Annotated in this window: 15 protein-coding genes; 7 read left to right on the forward strand and 8 right to left on the reverse strand. The window is 75.1% G+C overall.

The annotated features are described in order from the left end of the window. Positions 1–36 precede the first annotated feature (36 nt). The gene (locus ACFY23_RS16360; RefSeq protein ID WP_350819095.1) at positions 37–936 is read right to left on the reverse strand and encodes an EamA family transporter; all 900 of its coding nucleotides are present in this window, start codon (positions 934–936) and stop codon (positions 37–39) included. Between the two features lie 91 nt (positions 937–1,027). Between ACFY23_RS16360 and ACFY23_RS16365 the strand changes: the two genes are divergently transcribed. Together ACFY23_RS16365 and ACFY23_RS16370 are read left to right on the forward strand one after the other, a co-directional pair. Continuing rightward, positions 1,028–1,528 (forward strand): MarR family transcriptional regulator, encoded by a 501-nt coding sequence (locus ACFY23_RS16365; RefSeq protein ID WP_350685192.1) that lies wholly within the window; start codon positions 1,028–1,030, stop codon positions 1,526–1,528. A 20-nt stretch (positions 1,529–1,548) separates the two neighbouring features. Continuing rightward, entirely contained in the window at positions 1,549–2,010 is a 462-nt protein-coding gene (locus ACFY23_RS16370) for a GNAT family N-acetyltransferase (RefSeq protein WP_350685191.1), read from the forward strand. Positions 2,011–2,117: 107 nt separating this feature from the next. On the opposite strand, the gene hemQ is transcribed toward ACFY23_RS16370, so the two are convergent. Genes hemQ through hemE form a run of 3 tightly spaced genes read right to left on the reverse strand, consistent with a single transcriptional unit; the run spans position 2,118 to position 5,328 of the window. Then, entirely contained in the window at positions 2,118–2,819 is a 702-nt protein-coding gene (gene hemQ, locus ACFY23_RS16375; RefSeq protein WP_350685190.1) for a hydrogen peroxide-dependent heme synthase, read from the reverse strand. Beyond that, the gene (gene hemG / locus ACFY23_RS16380) at positions 2,816–4,225 is read right to left on the reverse strand and encodes a protoporphyrinogen oxidase (protein WP_350685189.1); all 1,410 of its coding nucleotides are present in this window, start codon (positions 4,223–4,225) and stop codon (positions 2,816–2,818) included. Before hemG ends, hemQ begins: the two co-directional genes overlap by 4 nt. Before the next feature lie 5 nt (positions 4,226–4,230). Beyond that, positions 4,231–5,328 (reverse strand): uroporphyrinogen decarboxylase, encoded by a 1,098-nt coding sequence (gene hemE / locus ACFY23_RS16385; RefSeq protein WP_350685188.1) that lies wholly within the window; start codon positions 5,326–5,328, stop codon positions 4,231–4,233. Positions 5,329–5,570: 242 nt separating this feature from the next. Here hemE and ACFY23_RS16390 point away from each other — a divergent pair, with 242 nt between their 5' ends. Continuing rightward, positions 5,571–6,143, forward strand: a complete 573-nt coding sequence (locus ACFY23_RS16390; protein WP_350685187.1) for a DUF3000 domain-containing protein — start codon at positions 5,571–5,573, stop codon at positions 6,141–6,143. Positions 6,144–6,160: 17 nt separating this feature from the next. Here the strand turns inward: ACFY23_RS16390 and ACFY23_RS16395 are convergent, their stop codons facing one another. Both ACFY23_RS16395 and ACFY23_RS16400 read right to left on the reverse strand, forming a co-directional pair. Beyond that, complete coding sequence (locus tag ACFY23_RS16395; protein WP_350819097.1) at positions 6,161–7,030, reverse strand: hypothetical protein; 870 nt, start codon at positions 7,028–7,030, stop codon at positions 6,161–6,163. Positions 7,031–7,109: 79 nt separating this feature from the next. After that, on the reverse strand, positions 7,110–8,333 hold the full coding sequence (locus ACFY23_RS16400; protein ID WP_350819099.1) for a trypsin-like peptidase domain-containing protein: 1,224 nt from the start codon (positions 8,331–8,333) through the stop codon (positions 7,110–7,112). Positions 8,334–8,541: 208 nt separating this feature from the next. Between ACFY23_RS16400 and ACFY23_RS16405 the strand changes: the two genes are divergently transcribed. The 4 genes from ACFY23_RS16405 to ACFY23_RS16420 all read left to right on the forward strand — a co-directional run bounded on the left by ACFY23_RS16405 (position 8,542) and on the right by ACFY23_RS16420 (position 14,468). After that, complete coding sequence (locus tag ACFY23_RS16405) at positions 8,542–9,870, forward strand: ribonuclease D (RefSeq protein WP_350684326.1); 1,329 nt, start codon at positions 8,542–8,544, stop codon at positions 9,868–9,870. Positions 9,871–10,060: 190 nt separating this feature from the next. Next, the gene (locus ACFY23_RS16410) at positions 10,061–11,254 is read left to right on the forward strand and encodes an acetyl-CoA C-acyltransferase (RefSeq protein WP_350684327.1); all 1,194 of its coding nucleotides are present in this window, start codon (positions 10,061–10,063) and stop codon (positions 11,252–11,254) included. Further along, entirely contained in the window at positions 11,251–13,317 is a 2,067-nt protein-coding gene (locus ACFY23_RS16415) for a 3-hydroxyacyl-CoA dehydrogenase NAD-binding domain-containing protein (RefSeq protein WP_350684328.1), read from the forward strand. Before ACFY23_RS16410 ends, ACFY23_RS16415 begins: the two co-directional genes overlap by 4 nt. A gap of 161 nt (positions 13,318–13,478) precedes the next feature. Then, positions 13,479–14,468, forward strand: coding sequence for a hypothetical protein (locus ACFY23_RS16420; protein WP_350684329.1), 990 nt, complete (start codon positions 13,479–13,481; stop codon positions 14,466–14,468). Between the two features lie 52 nt (positions 14,469–14,520). Here ACFY23_RS16420 and ACFY23_RS16425 read toward each other — a convergent pair whose 3' ends face one another. Next, positions 14,521–14,907 carry a VOC family protein gene (locus ACFY23_RS16425; RefSeq protein ID WP_350684330.1) on the reverse strand — a complete coding sequence of 129 codons (387 nt, stop codon included), beginning with the start codon at positions 14,905–14,907 and terminating at the stop codon, positions 14,521–14,523. Then, the gene (locus ACFY23_RS16430; RefSeq protein ID WP_350684331.1) at positions 14,904–15,314 is read right to left on the reverse strand and encodes a VOC family protein; all 411 of its coding nucleotides are present in this window, start codon (positions 15,312–15,314) and stop codon (positions 14,904–14,906) included. Before ACFY23_RS16430 ends, ACFY23_RS16425 begins: the two co-directional genes overlap by 4 nt. Positions 15,315–15,472 lie beyond the last annotated feature (158 nt).

The raw sequence follows: 15,472 nt of genomic DNA on the forward strand, positions 1-15,472 counted from the left end.
GCGGGTGCGGCGTGGTCGCCCGCGCGGAATCGCGGCTCAGCGGGTGGCGGCCGGGGACGGGGTGACGCGGCGCGGGGATGGCACCGGGCGGGCTCCCCGGGACTGCACGACGATGGCGGCCAGGACGACCAGCCCGCCCAGCAGTTGCGCCGGGGTGAGTTCCTGGGCGAGCACGAGCCAGCCCAACGCCGTCGCCACCAGCGGGCTGAGCAGGCCGAGGAACGTGACGGTGGTGGGCGGCAGGGCGCGGATGCCCCGGAACCAGAGGGCGTAGGCGAGGGCGGAGCCGACGAACGTCAGGTAGGCGTACCCGACCAGGTTCCCGGTGGTCAGCGCCGGCGGCGGCCCCTCGACCAGCGCGGCGACCGGCAGGAGCAGCAGGCCGCCGGCCGCGAGCTGCCAGCCCGTGGTGGCCAGCAGCGGCGCGGGCGACGACCACCGCTTGCTGAGCACCACCCCGGCGGCCATGACGACCGCGCCGCCGAGGGCGGCCAGGACGCCGACGCCGTCGAGGCGGGCGTCCGCCCGCAGCACCAGCAGCCCGACCCCGGCCACCCCGGCCGCGCCGGCGAAAACGGTCCGCAGGGTCAGCCGGTCGCCGAGCAGGCCGGCGGAGAGCGCGGCGACCAGGAGCGGCTGCACCGCGCCGACGGTCGCGGCCACCCCACCCGGGAGCCGGTACGCGGCGACGAACAGCAGCGCGAAGAAGAAGCCGATGTTCAGGGCGCCGAGCACCGCCGCGCGCCACCACCACGCGCCCTTCGGTAGCTGGCGGGTGACCGCGACCAGGAGGAGACCCGCGGGAAGGGCGCGCACCACGGCGGCCAGCAACGGGCGCTGCGGGGGCAGCAGCTCGGTGGTGACGAGGTAGGTGCTCCCCCAGATCGCGGGGGCCAGCGCGGTCACGCCGAGGACGCGCGTTCGATTGCTTAGCACTGAGATAACTTATCTCAGCGCTAAGGGAAGTGCCGCGACGCCGGGCCCGTGAACTACCTCACCGCTAAGGCATCGCTGCTAGGGTGGGCGGATGGCCGATCACGTCGACCGGGTGCTGGAGCAGTGGGCCGCCCAACGACCGGATCTGGACGCCTCCCCGATGGGGGTGTTCGGCCGCCTCTCCCGGCTCTCCCGGCTCGTCGGGGCGGAACTGCACCGCACGTTCAGCGCGCACGGCCTCGACTCCGCGTCCTTCGACGTGCTCGCCACGCTGCGCCGCAGCGACCCGCCGCACCGGCTGACCCCGACCCAGCTGATGCACTCGTCGATGATCACCTCCGGCGCCGTCACCCAGCGGCTCGACCGGCTCGAGGCGCGCAACCTGGTCACCCGTACCCGCAGCGACACCGACGGCCGCGCGGTGCAGGTCGGCCTCACCGACGAGGGCCTCGCCCTCATCGACCGGGTCCTGCCCGACCACGTCGCCACCGAGGACCGGCTGCTCGCCGCGCTCACCCCGGCCCAGCGCGACACCCTCGCGGACACCCTGCGGACCCTGCTGGAGTCTCTCGGCGACACGCGGAGCCCGTGAGGTCGATCTACCATCGCGGCATGCCGCAGCAGAACCTTCCGGTCCGGGTCGCCGCGTTCGCCGACCTGGACGCCCGCACCTTCCACGACCTGCTCCGGCTCCGGATCGACGTGTTCGTGGTGGAGCAGGCGTGCCCGTACCCGGAACTCGACGGGCGGGACGTCGAGCCCGACACCCGGCACCTGTGGCTCGACGACGGCGGCGCGCTGGTGGCGTACCTGCGGATCCTCGCCGACCCGGGCGGTGTCGCGCGGATCGGGCGGGTGGTGGTCACGCCGCGGGCGCGCGGCGGCGGGCACGCCGGCCGGCTGATGGCGGCGGCGCTGGAGGTGGTCGGCGACCGCCCGTGCGTGCTGGAGGCCCAGTCCCACCTGGTCGACTTCTACGCCCGGCACGGCTTCGCCGTCAGCGGCCCCGACTACGTCGAGGACGGCATCCCGCACACCCCGATGCGACGGGAAGGCGTTGGTCAACGGCAATAACTGGCTGTCAGCGCCGGGCCGGCGCCGCGACCCCGGCCGGCCCGCACCCACGCCCCGCGGGCGAGGCAGCTCGACGGCGCGGTCCGGGCCGGGTCCCGGGCCCTACGTCAGACGAGGCCGTTGACGATGTCGGCGACCGAGCGACGGCGGCCGGTGTAGAACGGGATCTCCTCCCGGACGTGCCGGCGGGCGCCGGAGGCCCGCAGGTCGCGCATCAGGTCGACGATCCGGTGCAGCTCGTCGGCCTCGAACGCCAGCATCCACTCGTAGTCGCCGAGCGCGAACGAGGCGACCGTGTTGGCCCGCACGTCCGGGTAGCCGCGGGCCATCTTGCCGTGCTCGGCGAGCATCTCGCGCCGCTCGGCGTCCGGCAGCAGGTACCACTCGTACGAGCGGACGAACGGGTAGACGCACACGTAAGGGCGCGCCTCCTCGCCGGCGAGGAACGCCGGGATGTGGCTCTTGTTGAACTCCGCCGGCCGGTGCAGGGCCATCTGCGACCACACCGGGGTGAGCGCCCGCCCCAGGGTGGTGCGACGGAACCGCAGGTACGCGTCCTGGAGGGCGTCGCTGGAGGCGGAGTGCCACCAGATCATCAGGTCCGCGTCGGCGCGCAGGCCCGAGACGTCGTACGTGCCACGGACGACCACGTCCTTGCCGGCCAGCTCCTCGAAGAGGGCCTCGACCTCGCCGGTGACGTTCTCGCGCAGCGACGGGAGCGGGCTGCTGGCCCGGTACACCGACCACATGGTGTAGCGGATGCTGGCGTTGAGCTCCCGCAGCCGGGCCGCGTTGGTCTGCTCGGTCATGTCCCCGATCCTCCCAGTGCTGTGATGATCTCTTCGGCCGCCGTCTCGCCGGAGCGGACGCAGACCGGGATGCCGACCCCGTCGTATCCGGCGCCGGCCAGGACGAGCGTCGGGTGGTCCGCCCGCAGCACCGCCCGCGCGGCGGCCACCCGGTCGGCGTGACCCGGCGTGTACTGCGGCAGCGAACCGCCCCAGCGCTGCACGTGCCCCGCGACCGGGGCCGGCAGCGGCACGCCGAGCACCGCCGACAGCTCCCGGTGCACGGTGGCGGCCAGGTCCTCGTCGGTGCGCTGCACCTGCCGCTCCTCGCCGTACCGGCCCACGGAGGCGCGGACCAGCGCCAGCCCGTCCGCCCGGCGCAGGTGCCCCCACTTCGTGGTGAAGAAGGTCGACGCCTTGATCAGCAGGCCCTCGGTGCTCGGCACCAGGAAGCCGGACAGCTCGGGCAGCTCCGGCTCGGGCAGCGCGAGGGTGACCAGCGCGACGCTGGCGTAGTCCAGCCCGCCGACGCGCTCGGCCGCCGCCGGCGCAGGACCGCCGAGCAGCCGCGCCGCCGGCCGGGCCGGCACGGCCAGCACCACGGCGTCGACGTCGACCAGTTCCGGGTCGCGGGTCGGGCCGACGGTCAGCCGCCACCCGGCCCCGGTCGGGGTCAGCTCGCGCACGGCCGCGTTCCGCCGGATCGTCGCCCCGCTCGCCGCCGCCGCGGCCTCGACCAGCGTGCTCAGCCCGCCGGCCAGGGTGCCGAAGACCGGCGCGCCGGGCGCGCGAGGGGCGGCGGCCTGGGCGGCGCGTACCGCCCCCACCAGGGTGTGCTCCACCCGGGCGGCCCGGGCCAGCGCCGGCATGGTGGTCACCAGGGACAGGTCGTCGGCCCGGCCGGCGTAGACGCCGCCGAGCATCGGGTCGACCAGCCGGTCGACCACCTCGTCGCCGAACCGGGCCCGGACCAGCGCGCCGACCGAGACGTCGTCGTCCGCGCCGAGCAGCGGGCGGCCGGCGTCGGTGTCGGCGTCCGCCGCCGGGCGCGCGACCGTGGTCACCCGCTCCAGATCCCCGGGTACGCCCACCAGCGTGCCGCCGGGGATCGGGCGCAGCCCGCCGTCGACCAGCAGCGCGGCCTGCCCGACGGTGGGGTGCACGATCCGCTCGCCCAGGCCGAGCCGGCGGACCAGGGCCACGGCGGCGGACTCGCCCCCGGCCGGGTCGCGCATCAGGAACGACTCCGCCCCGAACTCCACCGCCGACCCGGCCAGTTCGCCGGTGTGCAGCTTGCCGCCGAGCGCGCCGGACTGCTCGTACACGGTGATCTCGGTGTCGGCGGGGGCGCGGTCGCGCAACCGGACCGCGGCGGCCAGCCCGGCGATCCCGCCGCCGACCACCGCCACCCGCCACGGCGCCCGCATGCCGCTCAGCCCCGGTCGGTCGGCTGGGCGGACAGCTCGTGCACCAGGGCCACCACCCGGGTCAGCACGTCGGGGTCGGTCTCCGGCAGCACGCCGTGCCCCAGGTTGAACACGTGCCCGGGCGCGGCCCGGCCCTGCTCCAGGATCCGCCGCACCTCGCCCTCGACGACCGGCCACGGCGCGAGCAGCAGGCACGGGTCGAGGTTGCCCTGCACCGCCTTGTCCGGGCCGATCCGCCGGGTGGCCACGTCCAGCGGCGTACGCCAGTCGACGCCGACCACGTCGGCGCCGGCCTCACCCATCGCGCCCAGCAGTTCGGCGGTGCCCACCCCGAAGTGGATCCGGGGCACGCCCGCGTCGGCCAGCCCGGCGAGCACCGCCGCCGAGTGCGGCAGCACGAAGCGGCGGTAGTCGGCCTCGGACAGCGCGCCGGCCCACGAGTCGAAGAGCTGCACCACGGAGACCCCGGCGGCGACCTGCACCCGCAGGAACGCCAGCGTCACCTCGGCCAGCCGGGCGCACAGCGCGTGCCACAGCTCCGGCTGGCCGTACATGAGCGCCTTGGTCTTCGCGTGGGTACGCGACGGGCCGCCCTCGACCAGGTAGCTGGCCAGGGTGAACGGGGCGCCGGCGAAGCCGATCAGCGGGGTGTCGCCCAGCTCGGCGACGAGCATCCGGACCGCCTCGTCCACGTAGGAGACGTCGTCGCGGGTGATCGGCCGGATCCGTTCCACGTCCGGCAGGGTGCGGACGGGCTCGGCCACCACGGGGCCGGTGCCGGGCACGATGTCCAGGTCCACCCCGGCGGCGGCGACCGGCACCACGATGTCGCTGAACAGGATCGCGGCGTCCACCCCGTGCCGGCGTACCGGCTGGAGGGTGATCTCGGTGACCAGCTCGGGGCGGCGGCAGGACTCCAGCATCGCCACGTTGGCCCGGATCTCGCGGTACTCCGGCAGCGACCGGCCGGCCTGCCGCATGAACCAGACCGGGGTGTGCGGGACGGGCTGGCGCCGGCAGGCCCGGACGAGGGGCGAGTCGGCCGGTCCGCCGGGGCGGGGGGCGTCGTCTCGGGCGTCGTCGCCCGTCGTGGTGGTGGTCATCGCGGCCATCGTGCCACGCGGCACGCTCACGGCAGCGGGCAGCGCCGCCTTTTGTGACCCCCGTCAGCCCGCCGGGACGGGGCGCCTCCGGAGGGGCCGCCGCGGGCCGCCGGGCCGCCGCCGACGGGGCACCTCCGGCGGGGCCGCCGCGGGCCGCCGGGCCGCCGCCGACGGGCCACGGGAGGGGCCGGCCCGGCGCGCCGTTTCCGGCGACGGCGGGTCGCCGGGCATAGGCTGCCGGCATGGCCCCCCCGATCGCGCTCCCGGAGACCTTCGCCCGCGCGGTCGCCGGGCTGCGGTCCGCGGCGCCCCGGTCGGAGATCGTGCTGGAGGAGGTCGGCGCGCCGCAGCGCCTCGCCCCGTACGCCTTCGCACTCTCCGCCACCGTCGTGCGCGACGGCGACGAGGTGGCCTCCGGGCGGCTGATCCTGCTGCACGACCCGGCCGGGCACGAGGCGTGGCAGGGCACCCTGCGGCTGGTCACCTACGTGACCGCGGAGCTGGAGGTCGACCTGGCCGCCGACCCGCTGCTGCCCGGGGTGGGCTGGACGTGGCTGACCGACGCCCTGGACGCGCAGGACGCCGGTCACCGCGCGATCGGCGGCACGATCACCCAGACCATGTCGACCCGGTTCGGCGACCTGGCCGGGCCGCCCGCGGCCGGCGACATCGAGATCCGCGCCTCCTGGACGCCGGTCGACGACGACCTCGCCCCGCACCTGCTCGCCTGGTGCGCGCTGCTGGCGTCGACCGCCGGGCTGCCCCCGCCCGGGGTGACCGCGCTGCCGGAGCGTCGCCCCGCCGGCGCGGCCTGACCCCGCGACGGGTCACCTCACAGATACTTCTCGGCCTCGTTGCAGACCTTGTCCATGCCCTGGATGGCCTTGTCGTAGGCCGCCTTGTTGCCGGCCGCCGCCGCGCCGAGCGCGGTGGTGAGCTTGTCGAGGCAGTTGGCGATGACCTTCTTCTGCCGGGCCTGCTCGTCCCGGTCGTTACGGGTGCCGGTGAGGTCCTGCTCGGTGTCGTCGAGCTTGTCCTTCACCGTCTGGAGCTCGGTCTTGAGCTTTTCGATCTCCTTGCCGTTGGCCGCGATGGTGCCGTCGCGCTGGCTGACCTCGCTGGCCATCTTCTTCTCGGTGCGGTCCAGCTCGCTGCTCGTGGTGACGAACAGGCCGGTCATCACCCCGCCCAGGACGAAGAGCAGCCCGGCCACCACGGCCAGGACCAGCACCTTGCGGCTCTTGCCGGCGCCCGGCGCGGGGGCGCCGAAGGGCGGGGCGGAGCCGGGCGGGCCGGACATCGGCTGCCCGTACGCCGGCCCGGACGCCGGGGGCACGGACATCGGCTGCCCGAAGGCGGGCGGGACGGAGACCTGGCCGGCCTGGGGCGCGGCGGCCGGCGTGCCGGCCGGGGCGTAGCCGGACCCGGCGGCCGGCGCGGACTGCGGGTAGCCGGCGGACCCGGCCGACGGCGCGGACTGCGGGTAGCCGGCGGACCCGGCGGCCGGCGCGGACTGCGGGTAGCCGGAGCCGGGCTGGGCGCCGTACTGCTGCGGCGCGGCCTGCTCCGGCGTGTGCTGGCGGGGGGTGCCGTAGGTGGTGCCGTGCGGGGCGCCGCCCGACGGCGGCTGACCGGGCGCGGCCGGCGGCTGCGGCGGGTACGGCGGCGGGTAGCCGCCCGGCCCGGTCGGTGGCTGGGACATGTCGTTCTTCCTCCACGTGAGCTGGTCCGGGCGGCAGGGTCCGCCGGACCGGGTGGGTACGGGTCGGGTGCTGACCGGGTCAGCAGATCTTGAAGCCGTCGCAGGCGACCTTGATCGGCACGGCGAGGCCGATCCCCTCGGCGTCGCGGGCCTTGGCGGTGGCGATGCCGACCACCTGCTTGCTGCCGTTGATCACCGGGCCGCCGGAGTTGCCGGGGTTGATCGGGGCGTCGAACTGGATGACGGGGCCCTCGCCGCCGCCCGCCTCGCGGAAGGCACTCACCACGCCGGTGGTGACGCTGTCCTCCAGGCCGAGCGGCGCGCCGACGACGACGATCTGCTGCCCGGACTTCACGGCGGCCGGCGCGGCGACCAGGCCGGTGAACTTGCCGGTGGTCCGCAGGTGGGCGACGTCGTTCGCCTCGTCGACCCTGACGATGGTCGCCGGGAAGCGCTGGTCGGTGCGCTCCAGGAAGACCTCCCGCTCGCCGGCCTCCCAGACCGACTCGACCACGTGGTAGTTCGTGAACAGGTTCGTGCCGCCGCCGGCGGCCGGTTTGCCGATGGCGAACGCCGTGCCGGTGGAGTTGCCGGCCCGGACCCGGAACACGCTGGGCAGCACCGCGCTCGCGACGGCCTCCGGATTGAACGCGGCGCCCGCCTGCTTCTCCAGCGCCTCGGCCCGGCCCTCCAGCCCGTCGAGCCGGGTCCCGTCGGCGGCCTGCGCCGCGTCCAGCCGGCGGTCGGTGTCGCCGAGCCGGTCCGAGAGCCGGTGGATCTGGTACGCCTGCACGCCCGTCACCACGGCCAGCAGGCCGGCGAGCACGAGCGCGGTGACGGTCAGCCAGCGGCCCCGGGGGGCCGACGCGGCGCCCGCCGGGACGGGACCGACGGGGTACGGCTGGGCCGGCCCGGCGGCCGGCGGCTGACCGGGCGCGGGCAGCTGCCCGGGGGCGCCCGGGGACGCCTGCCCGGCGGCGGGAGGCCAGCCGGCGCCCGGGGCGGAGCCGGCGGGCGTCGGGGCGGCGGGGGCCGTCGGGGCGGCGGGACGCGCGCCACCTCCACCCTGCCCCCAACCGGCGGGGGCGGCCGGCGCCGTCGGGGCGGCCGGGGCGGCACCCCACTGGCCCTGTTGCTGTGGCGGCGACCAGGTCCGCGGCGGCGCGGCGGGCGCCTGCCCCGGAACGTTCTGCGGGTACGCCGGCGCGGGCGGCTCGATCCGGGGCGGCAGCGGCCCCGGCCGGTAGCTCCCGTCGCCCGGCCCCGCCGGACCCGTGTCCGCCGACCCGTAGCCAGCAGTCATGATCGCCTTGCCCTCCCCGTAGCCGCCCCGCGGTGTCCCGGGGCCTGATAATGCCGTACCGGCGCAAACGGCTCGATGGACCGTACCTGCGCGAAAGGGCTTTGTCTTCCCCGATGCCCGGCTCGCGGGAGGACCCGGCCGACCGTCCGGTCGACACACACCGGACCGGCTGCACCCGCCGGATCGCATCGCGCACTAGGGTTGTCAGGTGACCGACGAACCACCCCTGCGCCGTCGGGCCGCCGAAAGCCGTACGGGAAACGAAGCGCACCACCCGCCGTCGGCCCGGCCGGAGCCGGCGGACGCGGGGACAGAACCCAACGCCGACGGGCCCGTTCCGCTGACCGCCCCGCGCGAGGGCACACCCCAACCGGCGGCCACGCCGGACGAGCTCGCCGAGGTCGTGGCCCGCTTCGCCGCCGGCACCGGCCCGGTCGCCCTGGACGCCGAGCGGGCCTCGGGCTACCGCTACAGCCAGCGGGCGTACCTGGTGCAGCTACGCCGGGCCGGCTCCGGCACGGCGCTGATCGACCCGCTGCCGCTGCCCGACCTGACCGCCCTCGACGAAGTGATCGGCGAGGCCGAGTGGGTGCTCCACGCGGCCAGCCAGGACCTGCCCTGCCTGGCCGAGGTGGGGCTGCGCCCGCGCCGGCTCTTCGACACCGAACTGGCCGCCCGGCTGGCCGGATTCGAGCGGGTCGGCCTGGCCGCGCTGACCGAGCAGCTACTCGGCTACAGCCTGGAGAAGCACCACTCGGCAGCCGACTGGTCGAGCCGCCCGCTGCCGGAGTCCTGGCTCACCTACGCCGCGCTGGACGTGGAGATGCTGGTCGACCTGCGCGACGCGCTCGACGAGGAGCTGACCCGGCAGGGCAAGTCCGCCTGGGCGGCGGAGGAGTTCGCCGCGCTGGTGCGCACCGGCGCCCGGCCGCCCCGGGTCCGCGCCGAGCCGTGGCGGCGCACCTCCGGCATCCACCGGGTGCGCGGGGCGCGCGCGCAGGCGCGCGTGCGCTCCCTCTGGTACGCCCGGGACCAGATCGCGGCCCGACGGGACGCCGCCCCGGGGCGGGTGCTGCCGGACTCGGCCATCGTCGCGGCGGCCGAACTGGACCCGAGGGACGAGAAGACGCTGCTCACCCTGCCCGGATTCGGCGGCCGTTCGGTGCGGCGGCTGGCCCGCACCTGGCTGGCCGCGCTGGACGACGCCCGGCAACTGCCGGAGGACGCGCTGCCGGTCGCCCCGACGGTCGAGGGCCCCCCGCCGCCGCACCGCTGGGCCGAGCGGGACCCGGTGGCGGCGGCCCGGCTGGCCCGGTGCCGGGAGGTGGTGGTCCGGATCGCCGGCGCGCACCGCCTGCCCCCGGAGAACCTGATCGCCCCCGACTCGATCCGCCGCCTGGCCTGGGTTCCCCCTGAGGAGGTCACGGAGGAGACCGTGGCGGAGACGCTGCGCGGCTTCAACGCCCGCGAGTGGCAGATCGGCCTCCTCCTCGCGGACCTCACCGAGGCCCTCACCGACCCGCCCCCGTCCGCCTGACCGCCCCGCCCCGCTCCCGCGTGCGGGCGAGGGTGGGGCGGGTGTGGGGTTGGCCACACGGGGGCGGGTGCCGGCGATGGTTACTGGCAAGTAGCATCCGGGGGAACACGCCCGTGCCGGCGACCTTCACCCGGTCCGTCGTGCCGCCTGACGGCGCGGAGGCCGAGTCATGGTCGAAAAGGAGGCTCCAGTGCCCCGTGAAGTCCGGGACGTCGTCTTCGTCGACGGCGTCCGCACCCCCTTCGGCAAGGCGGGTGGCATGTACGCCAACACCCGCGCCGACGACCTGGTGATCCGCTGCATCCGCGAACTGCTGCGCCGCAACCCGCAGCTGCCGCCGGAGCGGGTCGAGGAGGTCGCCATCGCCGCCACCACCCAGATCGGCGACCAGGGCCTGACCATCGGCCGGACCGCCGCCCTGCTGGCCGGCCTGCCCAAGACCGTCCCCGGTTTCGCGATCGACCGGATGTGCGCCGGCGCGATGACCGCGGTGACCACCGTCGCCAGCGGCATCGCCGTGGGCGCGTACGACGTCGCCATCGCCGGGGGCGTCGAGCACATGGGCCGCCACCCGATGGGCGAGGGCGTCGACCCGAACCCGCGGATCGTCGCCGAGAAGCTGGTCGACCCGTCCGCGCTGGTCATGGGCGCGACCGCGGAGAACCTGCACGACCGCGTCCCGCACGTCACCAAGGAGCGCACCGACGCCTTCGCGCTCGCCTCGCAGCAGAAGACCGCCAAGGCGTACGCCAACGGCAAGCTCCAGGACGACCTGGTGCCGGTGGCGATCCGCGACGCCGACGGCGGCTGGGGCCTGGCCACGGTGGACGAGGCGCCCCGGGACACCTCGCTGGAGAAGCTCGCCACCCTCAAGACCCCGTTCCGCCCGCACGGCAAGGTCACCGCGGGCAACGCGGCCGGCCTGAACGACGGCGCCACCGCCAGCCTGCTCGTCGCCGAGGACGTCGCCCGCGAGCTGGGCCTGCCGGTCGCCATGCGGCTGGTCTCGTTCGGCTTCGTCGGCGTCGAGCCCGAGGTGATGGGCGTCGGCCCGATCCCGTCGACCGAGAAGGCGCTGCGCATCGCGGGCCTCACCATCGACGACATCGGCCTGTTCGAGCTGAACGAGGCGTTCGCCGTGCAGGTGCTCGCCTTCCTCGACCACTTCGGCATCGCCGACGACGACCCGCGGGTCAACCCGTGGGGCGGCGCGATCGCCATCGGCCACCCGCTCGCCTCCTCGGGCGTGCGACTGATGACGCAGCTCGCCCGGCAGTTCGCCGAGCACCCGGAGGTCCGCTACGGCCTCACCGCCATGTGCGTCGGCATCGGCATGGGCGGCACCGTGATCTGGGAGAACCCCCACTGGGAGGGTGGAGAATGAGCCTCGCCGCACCGAACGAGGTCGTCACCAGGGCGCTGCTGCGCCAGGTGAACGTACCGGGGCTGGACCGGCCGGCCGCCCTGATCACCCTGGACAACGGCTTCGACCACACCAAGCCGAACAGCTTCGGCCCGGGCGGCCTGACCAGCCTGGACGAGGCGATCACCGCCGCCGTGGCGGCGAACCCGGCGTTCATCGCGGTCACCGGCAAGCCGTACGTCTTCTGCGTGGGCGCGGACCTCACCAGCCTCCCGCAGCTCGCCGACCGCGCGCAGGCCCTGGAGATCGGCCGGCTCGGCCACCGGGTCTTCGCCCGGCTGAAGGACAGCGAGATCCCGACCTTCGCCTTCGTCAACGGCGCGGCGATGGGCGGCGGCCTGGAGCTGGCCCTGCACTGCCACTACCGGACGCTCTCCGGCGGCGCCGCGGCCCTCGCGCTGCCCGAGGTCTCCCTCGGCCTGGTCCCCGGCTGGGGCGGCACCCAACTGCTGCCGAACCTGATCGGCATCCCGGCGGCGACCCAGGTGGTCATCCAGAACCCGCTGACGCAGAACAAGATGCTCAAGCCGAAGCAGGCCGCCGAGATGGGCATCGCCGACGTGCTGCTGGAGCCGGCGGACTTCCTGGAGCGGTCCCTGGAGTGGGCCGCCGGCGTGGTCCGCGGCGAGATCACCGTGACCCGTCCCGAGGTCGACAAGGACATGTGGGCGGGCGTGCTGTACTTCGCCCGGGCGACGCTCGACCAGCGGCTGCACGGCGCGGTCCCGGCCGCGTACAAGGCGCTGGACCTGCTGGAGACGGCGAAGGACGCCGACTTCGCGACCGGCACCGCCGCCGAGGACGAGGCCCTGGCGGACCTGGTCTTCTCGGAGGAGCTGCGCAGCGGCCTGTACGCCTTCGACCTGGTACAGCGGCGGGCCAAGCGCCCGGCCGGCGCGCCGGACAAGGGCCTGGCCCGCCCGGTCACCAAGGTCGGCATCGTCGGCGCCGGCCTGATGGCCAGCCAGCTCGCCCTGCTCTTCGCCCGCCGCCTCCAGGTGCCGGTCGTCATGACCGACCTCGACCAGGCCCGGGTGGACTCCGGCGTCGGCTACGTGCACAGCCAGATCGAGAAGGCCGTCAGCAAGGGCCGGATGGACAAGGGCACCGCCGCCAAGCTGTACGGCCTGGTCAGCGGCTCGGTCGACAAGGGCGTGTTCGCGGACGCCGACTTCGTCATCGAGGCGGTCTTCGAGGACCTGAACGTCAAGAAGCAGGTCTGGGCGGAGCTGGAGAAGATCGTCAAGCCGGAGGCCGTGCTGGCGACGAACACCTCGTCGCTGTCGGTCACCGCGATGGCGGCCGAGCTGGAGCACCCGGAGCGGGTGGTCGGCTTCCACTTCTTCAACCCGGTCGCCATGATGCCGCTGCTGGAGATCGTCCGGGGCGAGAAGACCGACGACGCCACCCTCGCCACCGCGTTCGCGGTCGGCAAGCAGCTCAAGAAGTCCTCGGTGCTGGTGAAGGACGCGCCGGCGTTCGTGGTCAACCGGCTGCTCACCCGCTTCCTGGGCACCGTCTTCGCGGCCGTCGACGCCGGCACCCCGCTGGACGTGGCGAACAGCGCGCTGGACCCACTGGGCCTGCCGATGCGCCCGCTCGCCCTGCTCCAGCTCGTCGGGCCGGCCGTCGCGTACCACGTGGGCGGCACCCTGCACGCCGCGTTCCCGGACCGGTTCGGGGTCAGCGAGAACCTCAAGCGGATCGCCGACTCCGGTCAGCCGATCGTCGTCGACGACCAGGTCAACGACGAGGTGGCGAAGCTGCTCGTGGTCGGCGACCAGCCGCTCACCGCCGAGCAGGTGCGCCAGAACGCGCTCGACGCGCTGGCCCAGGAGATCCGGCTCATGCTCGACGAGGGCGTCGTCGCCGAGGCGCAGGACATCGACCTGTGCATGATCCTCGGCGCCGGCTGGCCGTTCCACCTGGGCGGCGTCACCCCGTACCTGGACCGGACCGGCACCTCCGAGCGGGTGACGGGCCAGCGGTTCCTGCCGCGCGGGGTCGCCAGCCTGCCCGCCTGAGTCCACACCGCTCCCCCGCGTTCGCGGTGGTTGCCCCCTCCGGCTTGGATGGGGGCGACCACCGCGATCGTCATCGCGGCCCGCCGGTCGGGAAGGGGACTGCGGGGCGGACCGGTGGCTGGCTACGATCACGCGTTCGCAACGTCGCCTGGAGCTGATCCATGTCCTCACCGCCGGTCGATCCCTGGTCCGGGCAGCATGAGCACGACAACCACTACGACTTCCACCCGCCGCAGCCGGACGGCTACCCCGTGCCGCCGGCGGAGGGCTGGTCGCCGGCGGGCGGGCAGCCGCCGCACCACGGGGGCTGGTCCGCCGCGCCGGCCCCCGGCTCCCCCGCCGCCCCGTACCCCACCCAGCCGTACCCCACCCAGCCGTACGGCGGATATCCCGTCACGCCGCAGGAGGGCTTCCCGCCCGGCCCGTACGCCGGCTACCCGCCGCAGTACGCCGCCGCGCCACACCCGGGTGGCGCGCCGGCCCGGTCGTCCCAGCTCAACCTGGTGCTGACCCTGGGCCTCGTCGGCCTGCTGGTGCTCTGCCTCGGCGGGGGCGCGGCCGGCTACCTCGCCCTCTCCGACGACGACCGCCCCGACGTGAACCCGACGCCGACGGCGACCCCGGCGGCGAGCGCCACGCCGAGCGCCACGCCGTCGGCGGAGACCACCCCCTCCCCGGAGACCAGTGCCACCCCCCAGATCCGGGTCGTCACGCCGGAGACCCTCGCGGGCCGTCCGAAGAGCACCGAGCCGACGCTGAAGAAGCTGGCCGACGACATGGTGCGGGAGCTGAAGACCTCGGTGCCCCAGGCGACGGGCGTGGCCGGCGCCTTCTACGGCAGCGCCGACGAGCAGGACATGGTCATGGTGGTCGCCGCCTCCACCTTCGTGCTCAACCCGGAGCGGGAACTCGACGACGCGGTCAAGGAGATCTCCGGTGAGCTGGCGGTGAAGAGGCTGACCAGCATCGCCCCGGGACCGAACGGTGGCGAGGCCAAGTGTGGCGACGGCGAGTCCGCCGGCGTGCCGCTGGGCGTCTGCGCGTGGGCCGACCACGGCAGCGTCGGGATCATCGTGATGTTCTTCTCGTCCTCGGCCGCCGCCGCGGCGGAGTTCGTCGAGATCCGCGGCCAGATCGAGCAGAAGTACTGACCGCCGGGCACGCAGGGCCCGTCACCACCGGTGGTGACGGGCCCCGGTCGCGTCAGCCCGCGGCGGCCGCCCGCTCGGCGGCGCTGCGCAGCACGCAGAACTCGTTGCCCTCCGGGTCGGCCAGCACCACCCAGCCGGAACCGTCGGGGCGACGGCAGTCGGCGACCTGGGTGGCGCCGATGCCGAGCAGCCGCTCGACCTCCTCGTCCCGGGTCCGGTCGGCGGGCTCCAGGTCGAGGTGGAGGCGGTTCTTCACCGTCTTGCCCTCCGGCACGGCCAGGAAGAGCACCTCCGGGCCGCCCGGGGGCAGCAGCATCGCCTCCGGGTCGCCGGGGAAGTCGTCCGGCTGCCGGGGGCAGTCGAAGACCTGCGCCCAGAAGCCGGCCAGGGCGTACGTGTCGCGGCAGTCGATGCCGATGTTGTGGATGAGAGCGCTCACTGGTGTTCCTCCTCGGTGGACGCACCCGCCCGCTCCGCCGCGCCGCGCAGGACGCAGAACTCGTTGCCCTCCGGGTCGGCGAGCACCACCCAGCCCGTACCGTCGGCGCGCCGCTGGTCGTCCACCAGGGTCGCGCCGAGCCCGAGCACCCGCTCGACCTCCTGGTCGCGGGTCCGACCGGCCGGTTGCAGGCAGACGTGCACCCGGTTCTTGACCGTCTTGGCCTCGGGCACCTGCTGGAAGAACACGTTCGGGGTGGTGTCGCCGTCCGGCGGCAGCAGGACCGCCTCCGGGGCGCCCGGCGCGTCGTCGGCGTGCCGGGCGTAGCCGAGCACCGCCGACCAGAAGCCGGACAGGGTGTAGGTGTCGTGACAGTCGAAGCTGATGTTGTGGATCCGTGGATACACGGGTTCCTCCGCTACGGGTGGAGGCGCCCCGGGTGCGTGCGGGTCAGCCGGCGAGACGGGGCGCGGAGATCATGACGGTGGACATCGACGCACCCCCCTCCGATCATCGGGCTGACGCCATGATCCTTCCACCGGGCCCACCTGCCCGCAACCCCGGG

Origin of the sequence: Micromonospora sp. NPDC000121, assembly GCF_042899165.1 — a bacterium.
Lineage (GTDB): Bacteria > Actinomycetota > Actinomycetes > Mycobacteriales > Micromonosporaceae > Micromonospora.

Bases quoted from the DNA above. Each gene is read 5' to 3' on its own strand.
- ACFY23_RS16365 (WP_350685192.1), top strand. From the start codon at position 1,028: ATGGCCGATCACGTCGACCGGGTGCTGGAGCAGTGGGCCGCCCAACGA.
- ACFY23_RS16370 (WP_350685191.1), top strand. From the start codon at position 1,549: ATGCCGCAGCAGAACCTTCCGGTCCGGGTCGCCGCGTTCGCCGACCTG.
- hemQ (WP_350685190.1), bottom strand. From the start codon at position 2,819: ATGACCGAGCAGACCAACGCGGCCCGGCTGCGGGAGCTCAACGCCAGC.
- hemG (WP_350685189.1), bottom strand. From the start codon at position 4,225: ATGCGGGCGCCGTGGCGGGTGGCGGTGGTCGGCGGCGGGATCGCCGGG.
- hemE (WP_350685188.1), bottom strand. From the start codon at position 5,328: ATGACCACCACCACGACGGGCGACGACGCCCGAGACGACGCCCCCCGC.
- ACFY23_RS16390 (WP_350685187.1), top strand. From the start codon at position 5,571: ATGGCCCCCCCGATCGCGCTCCCGGAGACCTTCGCCCGCGCGGTCGCC.
- ACFY23_RS16395 (WP_350819097.1), bottom strand. From the start codon at position 7,030: ATGTCCCAGCCACCGACCGGGCCGGGCGGCTACCCGCCGCCGTACCCG.
- ACFY23_RS16400 (WP_350819099.1), bottom strand. From the start codon at position 8,333: ATGACTGCTGGCTACGGGTCGGCGGACACGGGTCCGGCGGGGCCGGGC.
- ACFY23_RS16415 (WP_350684328.1), top strand. From the start codon at position 11,251: ATGAGCCTCGCCGCACCGAACGAGGTCGTCACCAGGGCGCTGCTGCGC.
- ACFY23_RS16420 (WP_350684329.1), top strand. From the start codon at position 13,479: ATGTCCTCACCGCCGGTCGATCCCTGGTCCGGGCAGCATGAGCACGAC.